The organism is Marinomonas gallaica, from assembly GCF_001639745.1.
Classification (GTDB): domain Bacteria; phylum Pseudomonadota; class Gammaproteobacteria; order Pseudomonadales; family Marinomonadaceae; genus Marinomonas; species Marinomonas gallaica.
Genome location: NZ_LTAX01000003.1, coordinates 238,631 through 259,751, shown reverse-complemented (window position 1 = coordinate 259,751; position 21,121 = coordinate 238,631). Strand labels below are relative to the sequence as shown.

The following is a 21,121-nucleotide window of genomic DNA, read 5'->3' as shown; positions in this document are numbered from 1 at the left end:
CCTTAATGCCAGTGTCGGTTGAAAAAAGCATAAGCGAGTCCCCCAGTTGTGTCTGGATCAGCTATCATTCGCTTATTAAAGAACAGGATAATCAGGCGACTTAAACTGTGACCAATGTAGAAAGTGAAAAGCGCTGTTGGGCGATGTGCTCCGAGTGCCAAGGCCGAGGCAAGCGTAGCCGACGGTTGCGTAAAAAAGTACGTTTACAATACCAAAAAGAGTTAGCTGCCTTCGAAGATCAAGGCGGTGAAGGCGATGCACCAGAGCGCCCTAAAGGGCACCCAGAAACATGCTGGAAGTGCCACGGCAGCGGTTTGCTTGCTAGTGATCGTTTTTTACCAGTGAATGAAGCGTATCCGCACGTGGCCATTATTGGTGGCGGTATCGGCGGGGTGGCATTAGCAGTGGCGTGTTTGCATCGCGGTATTCCCTACACACTGTATGAGCGTGACAGCAGTTTTGACGCGCGCTCTCAAGGCTATGGGTTGACGCTTCAGCAAGCCAATAAAGAGATGGCGGGGTTAGGCATCACTGCGTTGGCTGAAGGCGTTGTGTCGACACGACACGTGGTTCACACCCCTGAGGGAAAGGTCGTTGGTGAATGGGGCATGCGAAAGTGGGTGCACGAAGGCACTAAAACAGCGCCTAAGCGCACGAATATTCATGTGGCGCGTCAATCGTTGCGACAAGCGTTGATTCAACAACTTGATCGCCAAAATAACGTGCAATGGAACCATCAATTAATGTCGTTTGAAAGATCTCCGGAAGGGCGTGTCGATCTGACGCTGAATGTGTCTGGTGAGGTAAAACACGCCAAAGCAGATTTAGTCGTCGGAGCCGATGGCATTCGCAGTATTGTGCGCGAGCAGATCATTGGGGAGGCACAAACCCCATTACGTTACCTTGGCTGTATTGTGATTTTGGGCATTTGCGCTTTAGAGGCGCTTGATGATCTGCAAAGTGATTTGTTAGATGCGGCGACGGTATTTCAGACCGCCAATGGTAATGAGAGAATCTACATCATGCCTTACAAAGCCGATTCCGTGATGTGGCAGTTAAGCTTTAGAATGAGTGAAGAAGACGCGCTTCAGCTTAGTGCAAAAGGACCAGTGGCTTTAAAAGAAGAAGCGCGCCGTCGAACTCAATGGCATGATCCGATTCCACAAATCTTATCCGCTACCGATGAAGCTTTGGTCTCCGGTTACCCTGTTTATGACCGAGAACTGTTAACGCCTGAGCACTTTTCTGAAGCACAGCAAGCGACGCTTATTGGTGACGCAGCGCATCCGATGAGCCCCTTTAAAGGTCAAGGCGCGAACCAAGCGTTACTGGATGCGCTGGGGTTGGCGCGAGATATTTCTACTGGATGTTGGCCGCTGTCTGCTTGGCGAGACAAGGGCATTCGAGAGGCGATCCTCACAGACTTTGAAGCGCAAATGTTGGCTCGCAGCTCAGTGAAAGTACAAGACTCTGCCGCGGCGGCAGAATTTTTACATTCGGACATCGTATTGCAAAAAGTAGATGAGCCTCGTGGTCGTAGCTTAAACATTGTTAAACGAACAACACCTTAAATGATGTGGGAGTACTCTATGTATCAATCGGTTATCGACTTTTGGTTTTCCGAGCTTGAAGCGAAGCAATGGTGGCAAAAAGATGCGGCATTGGATACAGCGATTAAGCATCGATTTGAAGCGCTTCATGTTCAAGCTAGGGCATGCGAATTGTTTGAGTGGCGCAGTACCGCATTAGGGAGCTTGGCGGAAATCATTGTATTGGATCAGTTTTCTCGCAATATTTTCCGCGATAAGCCTGAGTCTTTTGCCAGTGATCCACTCGCGTTGGCGTTGGCACAGACGGCCATTACAAAGGGCTTTGATCTTGAATTGCCCGAGACGCAACGAAGCTTTTTATATATGCCCTTTATGCACAGTGAATCCAAGCAGATTCATGAGCAAGCAGTGGTATTATTTACCGCACTTGGCAATGACAATAATTTAAAGTTTGAGCAGCAACATAAAGCCATTATCGATCGTTTTGGGCGTTACCCTCATCGCAATGAAATCTTAGGGCGTAACTCTAGCCAAGAAGAGCTGTCATTTTTACAGCAGCCAAATTCGAGCTTCTAACGCATTCTCTGTTAGACTGCCTTTTTGCCTAATTAGGCGGTCTCATAGATATAGGAATCCCAATGAGCCATGCGCAACAGAACAACCCACTACACGGGTTAAGCCTAGAAAAAATTCTCACACGTTTGGTTGAGCAATACGGTTGGGAAGGTCTTTATAAAGAGGTCAATGTAAAGTGTTTTAGTAATGATCCATCGGTTAAGTCTTCGTTAAAATTCCTGCGCAAAACCCAGTGGGCAAGAGACAAGGTCGAAGCGTTGTATATCAATACATTTGCCTAGCGACCATAGCGCTCAAACTTTAACATTGATCAGTGCGCCCATATCAAGCGCAGTGATATCGGTTTTGGCTTGATCGCTGTCTTCTTGATTAGGGTTGTTTCGTTGCTCGCGTTTTTCTGCTTCTTGCTTTTCTAGCTCGCGAATCCGAGCGTTTATTTGATCGATCTTAGCTTGAATCATTTGGATCTTTTGCTGTGCTTCATCGCCACCGCCTTCTTGAAGCGCGGCTTTTAGTTCTATTTTTAGATCCGCCAATTCGCTCTTTAGTTTGCGCATTTCTGGGCTGCCTGATGAGGCGCCACGCTGTTCATCAAGTGACTGGCGTGACTTTTCAGCATAGCTTGTGACATTGCGATCGCCTGAAAGCTTCCCTGTTTCAGAAACCATGGAAGAGGCAGGTCTAATCGCTTTGAGATTCATTGATAACGAATCACTCATGTGACACTCCTTGTATACGATATAAAAATATATGTGTTTTTATATCGGCTGGTCTTCGATGTTAATGAGTGTATTGGCGTCATTTTCTTTTTTTGTGCTAATCATATGCGTTATAAATATATGGCACTACTCTTCAAATATAGGCGTCGGCTTTTTATGCTCATCGATTGCGACAAAATTAAAATGGCCGGTAATGGCTTTTTCTCGCTTATCGCTGTAGAGCTCTTCTAGGAAGATATTGACCTCGACTTTCAAAGAAGTGCGGCCAACTTTTACGACACGGGCGACAAGCTCAACTAAAATTCCGGATGGGATAGGGCGTTTGAAATCCACTTGCCCTGTCGAAATCGTAACCACTTGTTTGCGGGCAAAGCGTGTTGCGGCAATGTAAGCCACTTCGTCCATCCACTTGAGTGCTTCACCACCAAAGAGCGTGTCATAGTGGTTTGTGGTACTTGGGAAGACCATTTTAGCGACCCGCGTTTCAGATATTTCTTCGCGCTTTTGAATTAAAAGAGTGTTCATCATGACGTTATTGCTCTCTCGAAAATCGATTATATTATTGCTATTGGGTGTGCTGCTGGCAGGTTGTGATCGCCGTTTCGCTCCACAGGCGCTTTTTGAATCCTATTTAAATGACCTGAATCGGTCAGCGTTTGTTCAAATCGAGGTGGATTCAAACGTGTCGTTGTTGCCAATGCCAGCATTGAGGACACGGCAGATGGAGTTGAGTCAATTTGATGTTGGCTTATTAGAATTTTTGTCTCTGCAACGCTGTGATGTTGGCGCTTTAGCTGGACAACGCAATAGTATACTTGGACGGGTCATGGCGACAAGTCAGCGTTTTGTATACGAGCTGGCGATTATTCACGCGATTCGAACCTGTGAGATAGAGAATACCGAACTTGCGACAAAGTTGACCAATGTGGCGCAAGTAAAAGCCAGTGAACTGCCGTTCGCTTTGTCTAATATGCTCTGGGCCGGAGAAGAAACGGCCTCATTATTTAGCATGGCTAATGGTTATCTTCCGCTTTCTCCTGCTGAGTCCCACTACCAAGAATTGATCACTGCGTTACAGCATCTTAAACGTGTTAGTGATCACTTAGATGAGATTCCGCAAGTAAGCAGTGCTCAAATCGAAGCCGACATGAAGGCTATTTATGAAAGTGAGTATCTGGGAAAGTTGTTGTACAGCATGAGTCATATTCGTCATTACTTAGAGCAAACCAGTGTGGCGCTTGAACCATTAAGCCAAAGTCAGGAAATATGTGGTGCTCCATTAAACTTTCTTAGGCAGCAGTTTGAAAAACATTATATCGATGTTTTACAGCCTTACATGGCGCGTATAAACACAGTGGCTTATCAAGTATTACCTGTGGTGCAACAACTAGGGGTACAAAGTCCAATTGATCATTCCGAGTGGCGCGAATTTATTGGTCAGTTTGATATGAAGTCGTCAAGCAGTGAGTGGCAGCGTTATTTAATGGCTTCTCGGGAGCACGGTCGAGCGTGGAGTCGTATTTTTGCAATGTGTGGAGAAGGTGTGGGTTAGGCTTGAGCTGTCAGTAAGTTGTCGACTGCGTCTACGGCGTTGTAAGCAGTGGCCGCACCTTGAGCTAGAGGTTCGTGGCTGAGAGCTTTAAGCAAAGCTATGTTGGCCGTTGGGTTACTGCCAATCCCTGCTGAGAACTGGATTGGACGGTTGACCGCATGAGGTTGGTGTTGGTTCAGCGTGTCTTCTGCGTTGCGTAGACTTGGCCCTGGCTGGCTAAAGAGACTCATGAACAGTGCAAAGTTGGCGTTCCCGGATACCCGGGCGCCTGCTTTCACCTCATGGGTTAGCTGTGTTTCTAAAACGTCTCTAATATTCATAAATGCCACGTCTCTTGGATAGTTATGTTATCGGCATTTATATAAATTCTTTAATAAAGTCAGCAAATTAAGCTAAAGTTTTTCATAGACAGTACGTTTATAAAGGTATTGAATAAAGTGATGTTTGCACAAAATCTAGACACTACCAAGAGAGGATAGTGCTTAGCTAGCAAATCGCTTAGTTCCCAAGTCTGATTAGGTTGGTTGGATGCACAATATAGATGAGCTAATAGATAACGTAAGGCATAACGAGCAGATCGCGCTGAAGTTTTTTGACATTGAGCGTTGTATTCTATCGATTGGCCGTTGTGATCAGTTTGTCTCCACGCTTACTAAAGAAGTGCAAAAACAATTTAATGTCCCATTCGTTTGGGTCAACCTTATTAATGAAGCCCCTCTTGCCCATCTGATTGAAACCTTAGAAAAAACCGTTGGTTTAAAAGATCGCGTTTTGTTCACGCGACGCAGTGCAATGATCGATGCAATCGGTACGGGCATTAAAACAGTACAGGTCAACCAAGATATCGAGCGTTATTGGGAAGTGATCCCACAGTCTTATCGAGGCATTGTTGGGTCCGTAGCGATTTCTCCATTGACCATAGACGGTGAGTTAGTGGGACTATTTTGCCAAGCTGACCAAGACCCAACCCGCTATGATTCTGCCACCAAGGATACATTCCTGTTGGATCAGTTATCGATTAAAATATCCATTTGTTTGAGCAATGTGACCGCTCGGGAGAAGTTAGAATATCTAGCGACCCGCGATCCCCTTACTGGCTTACTTAATCGCCGCCAACTAGAGTTGATGCTCGAGCGAGAATTTGCTCGCTGTAAAGGTCAAAATCGGGATTTAACCGCTGTCTTTATTGATTGCGATGCTTTTAAATCGATCAACGACACTTTAGGGCACAATTGTGGTGATGAAGTGCTAGAATACATAGCGAAACGTCTTTTGCGGCATGTGTATAAGCAGGGGTTGGCGTTCCGTTTTGCCGGAGACGAGTTTGTTTTTGTAATACCTGGGAAAAGTTATGAGCAAGCCATCGCGATTGCGGAGTCTGTTCATGACTACTTGCAATCGAATCCTTTACGTTACAAAAGCAATCTTGTGCCAATCACCATCAGTTATGGTGGTGCTAGCGTATTATCTGATGCCCCTAGTAGCTATAAGCAATTGCTGAAAATAGCGGACGAGCGTCTCTATAACTACAAAAACAACCGCAAGCGATCTGTTCCTACGAAAGTCTTCAAATTTCTGAACAAAATACGCTAAATGTAATAAAATTACATTTTTGGCCGGTATTATTTTCATGTTCAGGTGTTTTTACACGCTTTTTCGTTGTAAAATTTCAAAAAAATTAAAACTCCTAAGAGGTTTACTATGTCTCATGCTTTGATCGCGGATTTGGGAGGGACAAACGCACGTTTTGCCTTGGTACCGATCAATCAATACCAACCACAGGAAGTGAGCGTTTACTCATGCAAAGAGTATGAGTCTTTCTTTGATGCCGTTTCTGCTTATGTTGATCAATGTAGTGTGGACTTTGACTCTATTAATGCGATTGTCTTAGCTATTGCAGGGCCAGTGAACCAAGATGTGATTCGTTTTTCTAACAATCCGTGGCATTTTACTCGCCAGCAGATCCAAGAGCATTTTGGCGCTGATAAAAAAATTGCGTTGCTGAACGACTTTGATGCCATTGCTCACAGTCTTGAAGTGATTCCTTCGGAAGAGTTGGTGCAGATTGGTGAGCCTTCAGCAGTCGATCCTAAAGCCGCAGCTTGGGTATTGGGTGCGGGGACGGGACTCGGTGTTGCGTGTGTGGTTCCGCAAGAGAATAGCGTAAATATTGTTTTGCCTAGTGAAGGCGGACACGTGGATTTAGCGACGTGTAATGACCAAGAAGACTATATTTTACATTTCCTTCGTGATCGTCATTATCGTGTCTCCGCTGAGCGTGTTATATCCGGCATGGGACTGGAAAACATTTATGAAGCACTGGCTTTAAGAGACGGTACGTCAAAACGTTTATCTGCACCTGAAATAGGTGCAGCCTTAGAGCGAGGCGATGACCCTATAGCTGACGCGACACTTGCTCAATTTTTTACCTTTCTAGGACGCTTCACTGGAGATTTAATTTTATCTGTTGAAACACGCGGTGGTGTATACATCGCAGGCGGTATTGTGCCGCGTTATCTAGAGCATATTAAGCGCAGTGCGTTTCGTGACGCAATGCAAGATAAAGGTCGTATGAAGGCATTTGTATCGCCGATCCCGACGTTTGTTGTGATGTCTGAATACCCAGGGCTGGTAGGGTGCGCCAACTACGCATCGTATCTTGTAGATCAAGCCTAATAGAACCGGAGAGAAAAAGATGAAGGCAAGTTTAAAAGCCTGTGATGTGGTAATTTTTGGTGGCGGTGGTGATTTGGCCATGCGCAAACTTCTTCCAGCTCTCTATCATTTAGACCAAGACGGTCTGCTGGCAAAAAATACCCGCATTATTGGTGCGTCACGCCGCGACATGAGCGCGCAGGATTACCAAGACAAAGTGCGCGAAGCCTTGAATGAATTCGTTCCTACCAGCGTTGGTGATAAAAACACGTGGCCACGTTTTAAAGAGCGTTTGAGCTATGTTTCTGTTGATGCGCAGGAAGAGTCTGACTTTGCTCGTTTTAATGAACACAATGTTGGCGACGACGAGAAAGATGTCGTGTTTTACCTAGCTACGTCACCGGATCTATTTGGTTCAATTTGTTCGTCGCTTGCCAATCATGGCTTAAACCAAGAGCGCATGCGTGTGGTGCTTGAGAAGCCGTTAGGCCGTGATTTAATTTCGTCACGTGCGATCAACGATGAAGTGACGCAAAACTTCGGTGAGAAACAAATTTTCCGTATCGACCATTATCTAGGTAAAGAAACGGTACAAAACCTCCTCGCGATCCGTTTTGGTAATACCTTGTTTGAGCCATTATGGGACAGCGCGCACATTGATAACGTTCAGATCACTGTATCTGAAACCGTTGGTGTAGAAGGGCGTTGGGGTTACTACGACAAAGCGGGTGCGCTACGTGACATGGTTCAAAATCACTTAGTGCAGTTGTTGTGCTTGGTGGCGATGGAACCTCCTGGTCGCAACGACGCCGATTCAGTTCGTGATGAAAAGATCAAGGTGTTAAAAGCTCTGCGTCCTATCGAAGGGGCGAATGCTTACACCAAGACTGTACGTGGCCAATATGCGAAAGGCATGATTAACGGTAAAGACGTTAAAGGGTATTTCGATGAAGAAGGCTCTAACCTTGAGTCTCGAACTGAGACCTTCGTTGCGCTACGAGCGGATATTGATAACTGGCGTTGGGCTGGTGTGCCTTTTTACCTGCGTACTGGCAAGCGTTTAGGTCAGCGTTATTCTGAAATCGTGATTCAGTATAAGTCGGTCCCGCACAGCATCTTTAATGATGAAAGTAACCGTCAGCTGCAACGTAACCAATTGATTATTCGCCTGCAACCAGAAGAAAAAATCTCTTTAACGGTCATGAACAAAGTACCGGGTGCGGGAGAAGGTATGAATCTGCAGCCCGTTGATTTGAACTTAAGTTTAAGTGAAGCGTTTAATAACAAGCGCAGCCCTGAAGCCTACGAACGTTTGTTACTTGATGTTATGCGTGATGATGCAACATTGTTTATGCGTTACGACGAAGTGGAAGCCGCTTGGAAATGGGTAGATGGCATTATGGCCGCTTGGAGCCAAACCAGTGAGCGTCCAAAAGAATATGCTTCTGGTTCTTGGGGACCCGCCGCGTCTATGGCGCTTCCGATTAAAGATGGCCGTAACTGGCACGATTATTAAGTTAAGGACTTTATTATGACAACTTATACCGCCGCTCAAGTGATGACAGCAACGCCAGTTGTCCCAGTTATTGTTGTGGATAATGTGGAGCAAGCCGTCAACCTTGGTAAGGCATTGGTTGCAGGTGGCGTGCCTGTTTTAGAAGTAACGCTTCGTACCGACGCCGCTCTAGAGGCGATTACTGCACTGCGTAAAGAAGTACCTGATGCGATCGTCGGTGCTGGAACAGTGTGCTCACGTGCGCAATATATACAAGCGGTTGAAGCAGGTTCCCAGTTTATTATTAGTCCTGGCCTGACACCTGATTTGTTAGCCGTCGGCAAAGAATATGATATTCCCTACTTGCCGGCTGTGGCGACCATCTCTGATATCTTGTTGGGCCTTGAATACGGCTACGACCACTTTAAATTCTTCCCTGCGGAAGTGAACGGTGGTGTAAAAGCGCTTAAAGCGTTTTCTGGCCCGATGCCTCATATCCGTTTTTGCCCAACAGGCGGCATTAATGAAAAGAACTACAAAGACTACTTAGCACTTGAAAGTGTACTGTGTGTTGGTGGTTCTTGGATTGTACCGACGGATCTTGTACAAGCGGGTAAGTGGGACGAGATTACCGAGCTGGCAAAATCGGTTCAACAGTAATTCTTCAGCGTTCCAGTGCTTTTCTAAATGCCCTTCTGTGAAAACAGCGGGGCATTTTTTGATTTGAACTTTTATTTTTATACTTTACTAAGACATACTGTATTCATAGCGCGATTGTCGATAGACAGCAAATGATGGAGGAGTGGCATGTTTAATAAGCTGACGTTTAAGCGAAAGAGTCATGATCCTCTGATCGATGATGATCTACTTGAGCAGCCGATGAGCGTGGCGGAAGCCGCCGAGGAATACGCTTGTGCCTACGATGACGTGAGCTTTTGGACGAAGTGTAAGCGTTATGCTGGTTCGATTGGTCGATCAGGGTTAGAAAAAGCGTTTACGTTGTATTACGCGACGGAGCACAAAAACTGTACCTTCGCTCATAAGACCGCAATCTATGGGGCGTTAGGGTATTTACTGACGCCGATTGACGCGATTCCCGATTTAACACCATTGCTCGGGTACACCGATGATATCGGCATGATTGGAGCGGCGTTAGTGGCTGTCGGTTCGTGTATTGACGATGGGGTAAAGCACCAAGCGAAAGATCGTGTAGGTCGATTGTTGGGCGAAGGTGCTTTAGACGGCGTGCGGGCGTTTGAAGACTGCGATATGGATGTGGTACTGAGTATCTGGTTAACCGCTTCTATTAAAACGCATGATTTTGTGGCGCCTGATTTTTGGGCTTCGCAAGTTGAAGCGATGCGCGATGCTTACTTACCTTCTGCAAAAGTGTACGTGTACGAAAAGCAGGGCAAAGTGGTGGGTTTTTACGCACTGACTAATAGCACTTTGGCGGCATTGTTTGTGGCACCAGATGAGCAAGCTAAAGGTGTAGGTAAGTGCTTACTAGCGCATGCTAAAGCTCAGCAAAAAGCGCTGACGTTAACGGTTTATGCTGCGAATGAGCCGAGTATAGGTTTTTATATGTCGCAAGGTTTCAAAGTAGCCAGTGAGCAGCTGAATGAGCACACAGGCCACAGAGAATATGTGATGGCTTGGGCGAGCGCCTAGTAAAAATTAGCGGATTTTAGCGATGGTTGTATCGACTCGTTCAGGTTGTAATGCAATCTTGGAACGTAAACGAGGGTATTTACTAGACACTTTTTCAAGATTTTTGGCATTGCCAACTTGAATAACGCCTACCATCCCCATCATTAAATGTGGTGGGCAATAATACACGTGAACACCTTCATTTTCTAAAGACAGGGTATGCTCCTGATTTAACTTACTTGACCAAGCCGAGCTGTCTTCAGGGACAATATAAGACTTGGCGTTGTGCCCTGATTGAGTTGGAATAAAGGTTACGGTATCGCCAACGTTGGCATGAATGTAATCTGGCTCGAAGACCATAGATCCTGATTCACCGTAATTTAGCATTTGAATTTGCCAATCTTTGGCGAGGCTATTAGTCGCTAACAATACCATACTTAAGAGTATAGGCGTTGAAAATTTAATCATGTTCACATCTTCCTAATGTCGCATAGCAAAGCATGAAAGTCTGCCTTGCTATGCGTTCTTATTGAGTTACTTATCAAGACTGACGGTGAAAGTACCTTTTGGGACAACAGGTAAATAGCGTTTATAAAAATCCAGATAGTGTTGTTCAGGATCTAGCTCCTTAAACAATTTAGGGTATTGAGATTTAGCGATAAACTGCAACATGCTACCATCAAGGATGGTTCGAGAAGCGCCTTGATAAATTCCATATACACGGTTGTTTTCTACCGCTGATAAGCTTTCCCAACCTGGTCGTTTAGTAAAACCTTCAAGTCTTTCTTTAGCTTGTTCTCGTCGAATACCTTGGCCCATGACCATAGCGTTCGATTGTTTTCCTGTTTCAGTACCAGTAATGAAGATGACTTCCGGGTCTGATGCTAACACTTGCTCAGGATTGATCGGCCCCCACCACTCAACAAAAGGCGCGGCAATATTGTCGCCCCCTGCGCTGGTTACCATAGCGCCCCACATGTTTTTACCATAGGTAAATGAATATTCACTTGGTCCTTGATTACCAAACTCTATATAGGTTCGAGGTTTGGGCTGTTGGGCGTTTTCTATGGTGGTATGAATGTGTTCCACCAATGCTTCGTATTCGTCAGAAATTTTTTGCGCGCGGTCTTTTTGGTCGGTCAGAGCACCAATGATTTGTGTACTTTTGAGATGGCGTTCAAGTGTTTGAGCATTATAGTCCACCACGACAATAGGAATGCCGGCGTCTTCCAAGGTGTCCACGTCCATGCCTAAACCTTTGTATTGCCAGTCTGCTAGTAAGATAACATCAGGGTTTAGACTAATGATTTTTTCAACGGAAAACGTCTGAGACTCGACTTCGCCAACATCGGGAATTTGTTTAAGTGATGGGCGGTAATCTGTATATAACTTCCAGCTGGCAGGGCGCCAAGCTTCCCATGTATCTCGAGAGATACCTACAACGTGATCAAAGGCCTGTTCGGTTCCAATAGCCATATAGTCTTCAGCATAAAAACCTAGAACGACGCGTTGAGCGGGGACATCAACGTTTACGCTGCGCCCTAATACATCTTCAATGGTTTGGATGTCAGCATGAGCAGATGCAGCCATAAGCGAGGTTGTTAACGCTGCCAAAACGAAACGTTTCATAGGTATCCTTATAGTGTAAACGAGAATTATTGGCGTCTATTGTAGGGAGAAAATCTTTGTTTTCAAGTGATATTGAGATTCGTTTTCATTTTATATGATGGTATTCATGTGATGGGATGTGGTTCTTTATTGAGCGTGGAGAAGTACGGTGGAAATAAAAAATGCCCCGTTGATTTATCTCAGGGGCACTTTAAGGGGACGCTTATTTAAAGTCATTAAGCGAAGCGGTTTTCTAAGTAGCGAATGATTTCTTTCGAGTCATACAGCCATTCTGTCTGGCCGTCTTTTTCAATGCGCAGGCAAGGTACTTTTACTTTACCACCGCCTTGTTTTAGCTCTTCTCGGTAAGGCGATCCTTCGGAGGCACTGCGTTTTTCCACTGGAAGGTTGAGCTTGTAAATCGCGCGTCGAGTCTTAGTGCAGAACGGACAAGCAAAAAATTGATAAAGGGTAAGATCTTGTGCTGCTTGATTCACTTCCTGCTGCTGCTCAGGAGTACGCTTCTTTTTAGACCCACGGGTAATTAAGTCAAGTAAGGCTATGATGCCTCCAAGTAAGTTACGGATCAGTTTAATGAACAATTTCATAGATGGACTCGCTTATTCGTATTCTAGGGTGTTTCTCAGATTTTGCGCCATTCTAGCTTGAAAGCAGCTGCTGTTTAAGTATTAGACACAATGTTTTTTATCAGCGTCGTATTTTAGTCGATATCATTGTTCTAGCTTGCGTGGCTTAGTCGCTCAAGCGTATTCTTTGCTTTTATGTTATCGGATAAGTGCTTTTTGTGCTGCTGGTTGATTTGAATTGGACCCTTTATGAACGTTATTGATTTTCTAAAATTAAACCTGAGAAATAAGATGAAGGTAGCGCAAGGCAATCATGTATCGATTGATGCTTCTGCAAAAATTCGCGGATGTAAGATCATAGTGAAAGGTCGAAACAACCATTTACGAATTGCGAAAGGGTGCAATCTCCGTAATGTACACATAGAAATTTTGGGTAACAACTGTTCGATTACGATCGATGAAGGGTGCGTGATTGGTGAGAATTGCTATCTGTCATCCCGTGAAGAAGGCACACGCTTAGCACTTGGTGCTGATTGTATGTTGTCGCGTAATGTAAAGCTGATGACCAGTGATGGCCATGATATTTTGAAAGCGGGACAGCGTGTTAATTTTGCTAAAGACATCACTGTAGGTTGTTCTGTTTGGTTGGCTGATAATGTTACGGTACTAAAAGGGGTTACCATTGGCGAGGGCTCTATCGTTGGGATCAATTCCACGTTGACAAAAAGCATTGCTAATAATGAAGTCGCTGCAGGCTCTCCAGCAAAAGTTATCGCCTCGGATATGTCGTGGCATGAGGCGTTAACGTTCTAGTTTTTGTTTCAATACATCAGGCTTTAAGAGTGTCAATTTAGGATGTGGTAGATACTTCATTAAGCTGCAACGGGAAGCGTTTTTTTTCTATTAAGCATTGTGTAGCCGTATGCTTGTCTAAGGGTTTGGAGAAATAGAACCCTTGGAATCGATGGCAGCCAATGCTGCTTAGAATGTTTTCTTCAAAGTTAGTTTCGACACCTTCTGCGATGACGGACAGCTTCATATGTTTTGCCATGGAGATAATCGTATTAATGATTTCGTAGCTGTTAGGGTCTTCTGTAATGTCTCGAATAAAAGACTGATCAATTTTTAACTGATCTAATGGTAAATGCTGTAAATAGCGTAAAGATGAATAGCCAGTACCAAAGTCATCAATAGAAAAACGAATACCGCGATGTTGTAAGGCATGCATTTTTGCGGCCACGGCTTTGATGTTTTCAACCAACATGCCTTCGGTGATCTCTAAATCGAGCTGGGCGGCATCAACTCCTGTGGTATCAATAACGTGTTGAATTTGCTCGACAAAGTCTTCGCGTGAAAATTGGAATGGACTGATGTTTACCGCTAGGCTTTTAAAGCTTGCTGGTAGACCAACGACCTGTTGCCATGTGCGCAATTGACGACACGCTTCCATCAATACCCATTCACCTAAAGGCGCTATTAAGCCAGTTTCCTCTGCGATAGGAATAAATTCAGCTGGTGAAATCGGCCCAAGCTCAGGGCTTAACCAGCGCACCAGACTTTCAAAGCCGATGAGTTCTCCCAGACCATTTACTTGAGGTTGGTAGACTAAATAGAGCTCGTCCCGTTCTAATGCATGATGTAATGCTTTTTCCATTTTTAAGCGTTCCGTTGCAAACTGTTGCATTTCACTACGGTAGAAATGGAAGCCACTACGGCCGCTTTCTTTGGCTTTGTACATCGCGGTATCGGCTTGTTGTAATATACGCATGCCATCTGATTGATCCAGAGGGAACAGGCTGATACCAATACTGGCTGATACATAAAGTTCTACATTTTGAATGACAAAGGCGGTGCTCAGCGTGCCCAAAAGTTGCTCTGCAAGATGAGACACCATGGCTTGTGCATCCTGCATATCGTGGCAGATATCTGGTAACAGTAAGACAAACTCATCGCCGCCTAAGCGAGACGCGGTGTCTCCTTTAGAGATTAAGGTGTTGATACGCTTTGATACTTCAATAAGCAGCTGATCACCCGCATGGTGTCCCATGGAGTCATTAATGGTTTTAAAACGATCTAGATCGATAAACAGAACACCACCAATATGACGATGTTCTCGGGCGACAGCGATCGCATTTTCTAAGCGGTCATGCAGAAGGCGTCGGTTAGGAAGGTTGGTTAAAGCATCATAGTAGGCGAGGTATTTGACCTGTTCTTGATCCTTTATTCGCTGAGTGATGTCACGAACAGAGACAAGATAGCGGGGAATATTCTCTAATGTGATCATGCTGGCACATACTTCAACGGGCACCATGGTGCCGTTATGACGTACATAACGGGTTTCAAACGTAGAGACTTTTCCGAGCGCATTTTGTGACCAATCGATCAATACTTCTTGGTTAAATTTATGATCAATGTTTTTTAGGTTCATCGATTTGATACTAGATTCTCGATAGCCTAATAAATGTATCGCCGCGTCGTTATAATCTAGTATTTGCCCTGTTTGAGACGTCAGTAGCATACATTCACGTGATTGTTGCATTACGGCGCGAAAATAGGCCTCGCGCTTTTCGAGCTCTGCTTCTACGGTTTGACGTTGGTGCCATAGCGTTGTGAAGGTCCTAGCCAAGACGCCGAGTTCATCGTCACGTTTAATTTCAGTGAAATGCACATCGCCATCGCTGAATTTACTACGGCCAACACTTTCAAGCTGTTGAATAAATCTAGATAAAGGTCGCGACGTTTGAAGGTAAATTAAGGTGAGGAACGCAGCGCTTAATACGAGCGTCGCCAGGATTGCGGTCGTGATTAAGCGAAGATTGCGACGAATAAAGTTTTCTGTGACGGCTCCATTATCGATGTTGGCAATCAGTTCACCGACTTTAAGCTTGCCTCGCTTGAGCTCTAGGGTATACGTCTGCTTTAAATCAATGGCTAGGTAATGAGACACCCAACTGAAAGCATTGGAAGAGGCAGGCCTACTGTAGTAAGCCATTTGGTTGTTTAAATCGTCTGTTAGTACGATTTCAATAAATACATTGGTTCGCACTAATCCTGCAACAACTTGCTTAGCCAAGTTGGCGTCTAATGTATAGGCTGACTCGGTTGCGGCGTTTTCTACGGTCTCTAATGTCCCTATTATGCGGCCGGTAATATTTTCTTTTTCTTCGTGCCAATCCGTATATATTTGAAAAGAGCTACCTAAGATCCCCATAGCAATCAGGAGTACTAAGGCCCATTTAGCTTGTTTATAGGATAAGCGTTTGTGAAGTGCCAACATAAAGAGTCTTCGTAAAGTTAAGAATCAACGTTGGGATTCGTAATCCCATACTTTGCATACAAGGCATTGATTTTTCCTGATTCTCGAAGAACCTGTAAGCCTTGATTTAAAGCGTGTCGTAGGCGTTTTGACTGTTCGTATCGCTTACTAAAGCAAACGCTATAGTCTGTATAGTCAATGTTATCTATGTTGTAGAGACTAAATTGATCCTTTACATCCATCTGATCCAATACGTAAAGCAGACTTTCTTTGTCTGTCATAAAGACATCTTGATTGCGATGTAATATAAGTGAAACACCTTGGTTTATACCATTGACCACGGTGTAGCTGATATTGTTGCGTGTTAAAATATGCTCTTGGGCCCACCCCGCCATCACGATATTTTTGTAAAAGTTCAGTTTTTCCAGTGGGTAAGAGTTCTGATCTCCAAATTGGCCTTTTTGTGTTGCCATTACCATAGTGGAGTAGCTAACAGCATCTGAAAAGTAGCTAAAAGGTGCTCGCGCTGAGATAGGACGACATGATACAACCCCTAGGATAAGCCCAGCTTTTACATCACGCATCATGCGTTTCCAAGGCGCGCTTTTAAATGTGACCTCGATTTCTTGCGAAGCGTAGGCTGCTCGAATGACTTCAATGTCAACGCCATAGAAACCATCTTCTCCGACGTCAGCCTCGTACGAAGGCGCAACGCGCGCATCAATGGAGTAGGGAGGGAAGTGCATGCTGTAAAGCACTATTTCTTCTGCCGCGTAAACCGAGGGGCTGCTAAGAAGTAAAAGTCCACTACACAGTAGGTAACTATGACGATACTTCAAATCCCCTCTCCCATTTTTACTAACAGATTACGAGTAGTTGCTTCAGGTTTTTTCCTGTTTATTTGCACCATTATTACACACAGAAACATATTACCTTTTATCTGTAAAGTAATAAGTCGCTTATGGATAAGTTTTTGTTATATCGGTTAACGGTGCTTTTCTCATTTAAAAAATGCTTATAAACCAATGGAATCTACTAAATTGACAGAAAGCTTCGGCCTGATATTAAGCTTTTGCTGCGAGTAATGAGCGACTCAGTTTCGTTTTTACTTAAGCTGAGTAAAGTAAGTTTGTATTTAATAGCGGCCAAACTCATGCGAAAAAGACTCCTATAGAATAGAAAAATATGGGGTTAGCATGAGTCATTATCGATTTTCGCAGGGAGAAACAGAGGTTGATTTGAGTGCGCATTGGATGCCGTTTTCAGCCAATCGCCACTTTCATAGCCATCCTCGTATTATTGCATCGGCAGCTGGATCTTGGTTCAAAGACCAGCATGGGCGCGATGTCTACGATTCTCTGTCAGGGCTTTGGACTTGTGGTGCGGGTCATTCACGTCCAGAAATCCAGAAAGCGGTCGCAGAGCAACTAGGGACTCTCGATTACTCACCAGCCTTCCAATTTGGGCATGCGTTGTCTTTTCAGCTTGCTGAGCGCATCGTTGCGAAAATGCCAAAGGGTCTTGATCACGTGCTTTTTACAGGGTCTGGCTCGGAAAGCGCTGATACCTCGTTAAAACTAGCTCGTGCCTATTGGAGGGCGAAAGGTAAGCCCAGCAAAACTAAGCTAATTGGTCGAGCAAGAGGTTATCACGGGGTAAATTTCGGTGGCACCAGCCTAGGCGGTATAAATGGTAACCGTAAAACCTTTGGCCAACTCCTAGATGCAGATCACCTTCCACATACTCTGCAGCCAGAGTTAGCTTTTACCAAAGGCATGGCTGAAACCGGCGGTGTGGCATTGGCGAATGAGTTTTTGAAACTGATTGAACTTCACGATGCCTCAAACATCGCCGCAGTGATTGTTGAGCCTATGTCAGGTTCTGCTGGTGTTTTGGTGCCGCCAGAAGGGTATTTGCAACGCCTACGTGAGATCTGTGATGCACATGACATCTTACTTATTTTCGATGAAGTCATTACTGCGTTTGGCCGAATGGGTCGCTGGACGGGAGCGGAGTATTTCGGCGTCACGCCGGATATTTTAAATACAGCTAAGCAGCTTACCAATGGCGCCATTCCGATGGGGGCCGTAGTGACTTCAGAGGAGATCTATAAAACATTTATGGAGCAACCTCTAGCCGATCATGCGATCGAATTTACCCATGGTTATACGTATTCCGCTCACCCTGTGGCTTGTGCAGCAGCGTTGGCCTGTTTAGATTTACTTGAGCGCGATCATTTAATTGAGCAGTCGGCGGAATTAGCCCCTATTTTTGCGAATAAATTGCATGCCCTTAAGGGAACCGATCACGTGATAGATATACGTAATTGTGGTTTAGCGGGCGCACTTCAAATTCAATCTAAAGACGGTGATCCAACCATTCGCCCCTTCAAAGCCATGTTGGCACTTTGGGACAAAGGCTATTGTGTTCGAGCAGGAGGTGATACGTTGCAATTTGGGCCCACTTTTAATGCCGATCCAGAAGACTTAGAGCGTTTGTTTAGTGCCGTCCATGAGACGCTACACGAGTTAGATTAAGTCATCACATATTTAAACCGTATCAATAGGTATACAAAGTTATGGAAACAGTAACGCATTTTATCGCAGGTGAAATGATCAGCCACAGCGAACAAGTCATCGATGTATTTAACCCTGCAACAGGTAAAGTTACGTGCTCTATGGAAATGGGCAATGCTCAGACTGTTACAGCGGCCATAGCGGCGGCCGAAGAGGTGTTACCTGAGTGGAAAGCCACACCGCCGTTAAAGCGTGCACGCATCATGTTTCGTTTCAAAGAACTGCTGGAGCAGAACAAAGAAACGATCGCAAAGCTGATCAGTGAAGAACACGGTAAAACGCTTCCTGATGCATTAGGTGAATTGCAACGTGGTATTGAGAATGTTGAATACGCTTGTGGTGCACCTGAGTTACTTAAAGGTGAGTATTCTTCTAATACAGGCCCTGGGATTAATGCGTGGAGTGACAGTAAACCTGTTGGTATTGTGGCGGGCATAACCCCCTTCAATTTCCCTGCTATGGTGCCCTTGTGGATGTATCCGTTAGCCATAGTATGTGGCAATTGCTTTATTTTGAAGCCGTCAGAAAAAGATCCAAGTTCGACGCTTTATATTGCGAAACTTCTCGTGGAAGCGGGGTTGCCAAAAGGCGTATTGAGTGTCATCAACGGCGGCAAAGAAGTTGTCGATGCATTGATCGAGGCGCCTCAGGTGAAAGCCATGAGTTTTGTCGGCTCGACGCCAGTAGCGGAGTATATCTATTCTCAAGGTACGGCGAAAGGCAAGCGAGTGCAGGCGCTAGGCGGAGCCAAGAACCATGCGATCGTTATGCCTGATGCAGAGCTAGAGGGTGCAGTCAGTGCTTTAATGGGCGCTGCTTTTGGTTCTTGTGGTGAGCGTTGCATGGCGATCTCCGTAGCGGTATGCGTTGGCGATGAAACAGCAGAACGTTTAATAGAAAAGCTTATTCCGCAAATTCAAGCGTTGCGAGTAGGCGCATACACTCAAGAAAGCTCAGAAATGGGGCCGCTGATCTCTAAAGAGCATTTTGACAAAGTGACTCAATATGTCGATGAAGGTGTTTCCAGTGGCGCTAACTTGTTAGTAGATGGCCGTAGATTAAACGTAGAGGGATATGAAGAAGGTTACTTCATTGGTGGTTGTCTGTTTGATCGAGTGACCACAGAGATGAGTATTTACCAAGAAGAAATCTTTGGGCCTGTGCTTTGCATTGTACGTGTGAACTGCTTAGAAGAGGGCATCGCGTTGATTAATGAGCATGAGTACGGCAATGGTACCTGTATCTTTACGCGCGATGGTGAAGCGGCTGAGATGTTTTGCGATGAAGTTGAAGCTGGCATGGTCGGCGTCAATGTGCCATTACCAGTCCCTGTTGCTTCACACAGTTTTGGTGGCTGGAAGCGCTCGCTTTTTGGCGACTTACACGCATACGGCCCGGATGGCGTTCGTTTCTACACACGACGCAAAGCAATCAGCCAGCGTTGGCCAAAACGTGCAACTCATGAAGCAGCACAATTTGCCTTTCCAAGTCAGCAGTAGATCCATTTACACTCTCTAAGCATGACAAGGTGATCGTCACATTCTCAACCTTGAATGGCACTATTTCAATAAGAATGGTGCCATTTTTATTGATAGTGAGTGATTCAGGAGCTATTGCATCGTTTTGTTGTAACTTTAGGTTTAAACCAATTTAACTTGGTGCCTACTACAGAGTTAAAGGCCATTCGTAGATACTTGCCGACTTTCTTTTGACGCAATCGTTATCAACGGAGTTAGGTACATGTCTTTGCGAATATTTTCTGTTTTGTTTTTGGCTACAGTCATAGTCGGTTGCTCCGCAGAAGCGGATTCAACGGTTGCTACAAAAAAACCATCTCAACCCGTAGATGTAGCGAAGGTGGTTTACGCCCAATACAGCCCCGAGTACACATTTACTACGCGCTTAGAGTCGCCACAGCAAGTGGACTTGCGCCCACGAGTGTCAGGTGTCATTGATGAAGTGTCTTTTAAAGAGGGCAGTCAAGTTAAACGCGGTGATTTACTATTCAAAATCGACCCTCGCCCATTTTCTGCTGAAGTCGCTCGCTTAACTGCGGAACTAAACCGTGCACAAGCGGCGCTCACTCAGGCTCAGTCTGAAGCACAACGGGCTAAAAGTCTGCAAGGACGTAACGCTATGTCAGCAGAGCAAGCAGAGTCCCGAATGTCCGTTGCTCAGCAGCGTCGTGCTGAACTGGCTTCAGTACAAGCTGCGTTGGAATCCGCTTTGTTAAATCTACAGTTTACCGAGGTTCGAGCGCCGATTAATGGACAAGTATCTAATGCATTTATTACCGTTGGTAATACCGTACAAGCGGGGCAAAGTGTCCTAACGAAACTGGTCGCAACGGATTATCTACATGCATACTTTGATGTGGATGAGCGTACATGGAATGACTCATTTTTACAGGTTAAAGCAAATAGCCAAACACAGGCCACTTTAGTTTTATCAGGCAAAGCTCAGAATGAATATCATGGTTTTTTAGACTTCATAGACAATCAAATCAATATTGAGAGTGGTACGTTACGTGTGCGAGCGTCATTTAAGTCAAATGATGAGGTACTTCGACCCGGTGCGTTTGCTCGTATCCAGCTACAGGCCGCGGCAAGTCAGCCGTCTATTTTAGTACCTGATCGCGCGGTAGGAACGGACTTAGAAAATCGCTTTGTCTTAGTGGTTAATCAAGACAATATGTTGGAATACCGCCAGGTTCAGCTCGGGCGTCGTGAGGGTGAACTCCGCGTCATTGAGTCGGGCTTGCAGCCCAATGAGCGGATTGCGGTAAATGGCCCTGCTCGAGTGGGGCCAGGTATGATAATTGCTCCTAGAAATGTATCAATCAAAACGGCTGAATTGGCCTTAGCAGACGTTAAACCGTCAGCATCATAAGGATTCAC

Annotated in this window: 21 protein-coding genes; 13 read left to right on the top strand and 8 right to left on the bottom strand. The window is 45.1% G+C overall.

Annotation, left to right across the window (positions count from 1 at the left end; translation table 11 throughout):
• The first annotated feature begins 107 nt into the window (after nt 1-107).
• The 3 genes from AYW76_RS05150 (at nt 108) to AYW76_RS05140 (ending at nt 2,407) form a co-directional block, all read left to right on the top strand.
• A complete protein-coding gene (locus AYW76_RS05150) occupies nt 108-1,571 on the top strand; it encodes an FAD-dependent oxidoreductase (protein WP_067216663.1) in 1,464 nt (487 codons plus the stop codon).
• Between the two features lie 18 nt (nt 1,572-1,589).
• The gene (locus AYW76_RS05145; protein WP_067216660.1) at nt 1,590-2,126 is read left to right on the top strand and encodes a DUF924 family protein; all 537 of its coding nucleotides are present in this window, start codon (nt 1,590-1,592) and stop codon (nt 2,124-2,126) included.
• A gap of 62 nt (nt 2,127-2,188) precedes the next feature.
• A complete protein-coding gene (locus tag AYW76_RS05140; protein WP_067032191.1) occupies nt 2,189-2,407 on the top strand; it encodes a VF530 family protein in 219 nt (72 codons plus the stop codon).
• Nucleotides 2,408-2,419: 12 nt separating this feature from the next.
• Here AYW76_RS05140 and AYW76_RS05135 read toward each other — a convergent pair whose 3' ends face one another.
• Nucleotides 2,420-2,845 (bottom strand): FlxA-like family protein, encoded by a 426-nt coding sequence (locus tag AYW76_RS05135; RefSeq protein ID WP_067216656.1) that lies wholly within the window; start codon nt 2,843-2,845, stop codon nt 2,420-2,422.
• A gap of 126 nt (nt 2,846-2,971) precedes the next feature.
• Nucleotides 2,972-3,373 (bottom strand): acyl-CoA thioesterase, encoded by a 402-nt coding sequence (locus tag AYW76_RS05130; RefSeq protein ID WP_231872552.1) that lies wholly within the window; start codon nt 3,371-3,373, stop codon nt 2,972-2,974.
• Between AYW76_RS05130 and AYW76_RS05125 the strand changes: the two genes are divergently transcribed.
• A complete protein-coding gene (locus tag AYW76_RS05125; protein WP_082866109.1) occupies nt 3,372-4,397 on the top strand; it encodes a DUF3080 family protein in 1,026 nt (341 codons plus the stop codon). The two genes, AYW76_RS05130 and AYW76_RS05125, sit on opposite strands and share 2 nt — an antisense overlap.
• On the opposite strand, the gene AYW76_RS05120 is transcribed toward AYW76_RS05125, so the two are convergent.
• Nucleotides 4,394-4,717 carry a hypothetical protein gene (locus AYW76_RS05120; RefSeq protein ID WP_067216653.1) on the bottom strand — a complete coding sequence of 108 codons (324 nt, stop codon included), beginning with the start codon at nt 4,715-4,717 and terminating at the stop codon, nt 4,394-4,396. The two genes, AYW76_RS05125 and AYW76_RS05120, sit on opposite strands and share 4 nt — an antisense overlap.
• A gap of 208 nt (nt 4,718-4,925) precedes the next feature.
• Here AYW76_RS05120 and AYW76_RS05115 point away from each other — a divergent pair, with 208 nt between their 5' ends.
• The 5 genes from AYW76_RS05115 (at nt 4,926) to AYW76_RS19195 (ending at nt 10,218) form a co-directional block, all read left to right on the top strand.
• Nucleotides 4,926-5,990, top strand: a complete 1,065-nt coding sequence (locus AYW76_RS05115; RefSeq protein WP_067032182.1) for a sensor domain-containing diguanylate cyclase — start codon at nt 4,926-4,928, stop codon at nt 5,988-5,990.
• Between the two features lie 108 nt (nt 5,991-6,098).
• Entirely contained in the window at nt 6,099-7,073 is a 975-nt protein-coding gene (glk, locus tag AYW76_RS05110; protein WP_067216648.1) for a glucokinase, read from the top strand.
• Nucleotides 7,074-7,092: 19 nt separating this feature from the next.
• On the top strand, nt 7,093-8,568 hold the full coding sequence (zwf, locus tag AYW76_RS05105; protein WP_067216645.1) for a glucose-6-phosphate dehydrogenase: 1,476 nt from the start codon (nt 7,093-7,095) through the stop codon (nt 8,566-8,568).
• Nucleotides 8,569-8,583: 15 nt separating this feature from the next.
• Nucleotides 8,584-9,207, top strand: a complete 624-nt coding sequence (locus AYW76_RS05100; protein ID WP_067216642.1) for a bifunctional 4-hydroxy-2-oxoglutarate aldolase/2-dehydro-3-deoxy-phosphogluconate aldolase — start codon at nt 8,584-8,586, stop codon at nt 9,205-9,207.
• A 147-nt stretch (nt 9,208-9,354) separates the two neighbouring features.
• Entirely contained in the window at nt 9,355-10,218 is an 864-nt protein-coding gene (locus tag AYW76_RS19195; protein WP_197467766.1) for an N-acetyltransferase, read from the top strand.
• A gap of 6 nt (nt 10,219-10,224) precedes the next feature.
• Here AYW76_RS19195 and AYW76_RS05090 read toward each other — a convergent pair whose 3' ends face one another.
• From AYW76_RS05090 to AYW76_RS05080, 3 genes are all read right to left on the bottom strand, one after another.
• Complete coding sequence (locus AYW76_RS05090; RefSeq protein ID WP_067216638.1) at nt 10,225-10,665, bottom strand: pseudoazurin; 441 nt, start codon at nt 10,663-10,665, stop codon at nt 10,225-10,227.
• A gap of 66 nt (nt 10,666-10,731) precedes the next feature.
• Nucleotides 10,732-11,826: an ABC transporter substrate-binding protein gene (locus AYW76_RS05085; protein WP_067216635.1), complete on the bottom strand. Its 1,095-nt coding sequence runs from the start codon at nt 11,824-11,826 to the stop codon at nt 10,732-10,734.
• 215 nt (nt 11,827-12,041) lie between these two features.
• The gene (locus AYW76_RS05080; RefSeq protein ID WP_067032164.1) at nt 12,042-12,413 is read right to left on the bottom strand and encodes a glutathione S-transferase N-terminal domain-containing protein; all 372 of its coding nucleotides are present in this window, start codon (nt 12,411-12,413) and stop codon (nt 12,042-12,044) included.
• Nucleotides 12,414-12,683: 270 nt separating this feature from the next.
• Here AYW76_RS05080 and AYW76_RS05075 point away from each other — a divergent pair, with 270 nt between their 5' ends.
• Nucleotides 12,684-13,205, top strand: coding sequence for an acyltransferase (locus tag AYW76_RS05075; protein ID WP_197467765.1), 522 nt, complete (start codon nt 12,684-12,686; stop codon nt 13,203-13,205).
• Nucleotides 13,206-13,242: 37 nt separating this feature from the next.
• On the opposite strand, the gene AYW76_RS05070 is transcribed toward AYW76_RS05075, so the two are convergent.
• Complete coding sequence (locus AYW76_RS05070; protein WP_067216629.1) at nt 13,243-15,669, bottom strand: putative bifunctional diguanylate cyclase/phosphodiesterase; 2,427 nt, start codon at nt 15,667-15,669, stop codon at nt 13,243-13,245.
• A gap of 17 nt (nt 15,670-15,686) precedes the next feature.
• Entirely contained in the window at nt 15,687-16,487 is an 801-nt protein-coding gene (locus AYW76_RS05065; protein WP_156489026.1) for a substrate-binding periplasmic protein, read from the bottom strand.
• Nucleotides 16,488-16,844: 357 nt separating this feature from the next.
• On the opposite strand from AYW76_RS05065, the gene AYW76_RS05060 reads away from it, so the two are divergent.
• From AYW76_RS05060 to AYW76_RS05050, 3 genes are all read left to right on the top strand, one after another.
• Nucleotides 16,845-18,185, top strand: a complete 1,341-nt coding sequence (locus AYW76_RS05060) for an aspartate aminotransferase family protein (protein WP_067216623.1) — start codon at nt 16,845-16,847, stop codon at nt 18,183-18,185.
• 41 nt (nt 18,186-18,226) lie between these two features.
• Nucleotides 18,227-19,723 carry a CoA-acylating methylmalonate-semialdehyde dehydrogenase gene (locus tag AYW76_RS05055; protein ID WP_067216619.1) on the top strand — a complete coding sequence of 499 codons (1,497 nt, stop codon included), beginning with the start codon at nt 18,227-18,229 and terminating at the stop codon, nt 19,721-19,723.
• Nucleotides 19,724-19,964: 241 nt separating this feature from the next.
• The gene (locus tag AYW76_RS05050; RefSeq protein ID WP_067216616.1) at nt 19,965-21,113 is read left to right on the top strand and encodes an efflux RND transporter periplasmic adaptor subunit; all 1,149 of its coding nucleotides are present in this window, start codon (nt 19,965-19,967) and stop codon (nt 21,111-21,113) included.
• Nucleotides 21,114-21,121: the final 8 nt, after the last annotated feature.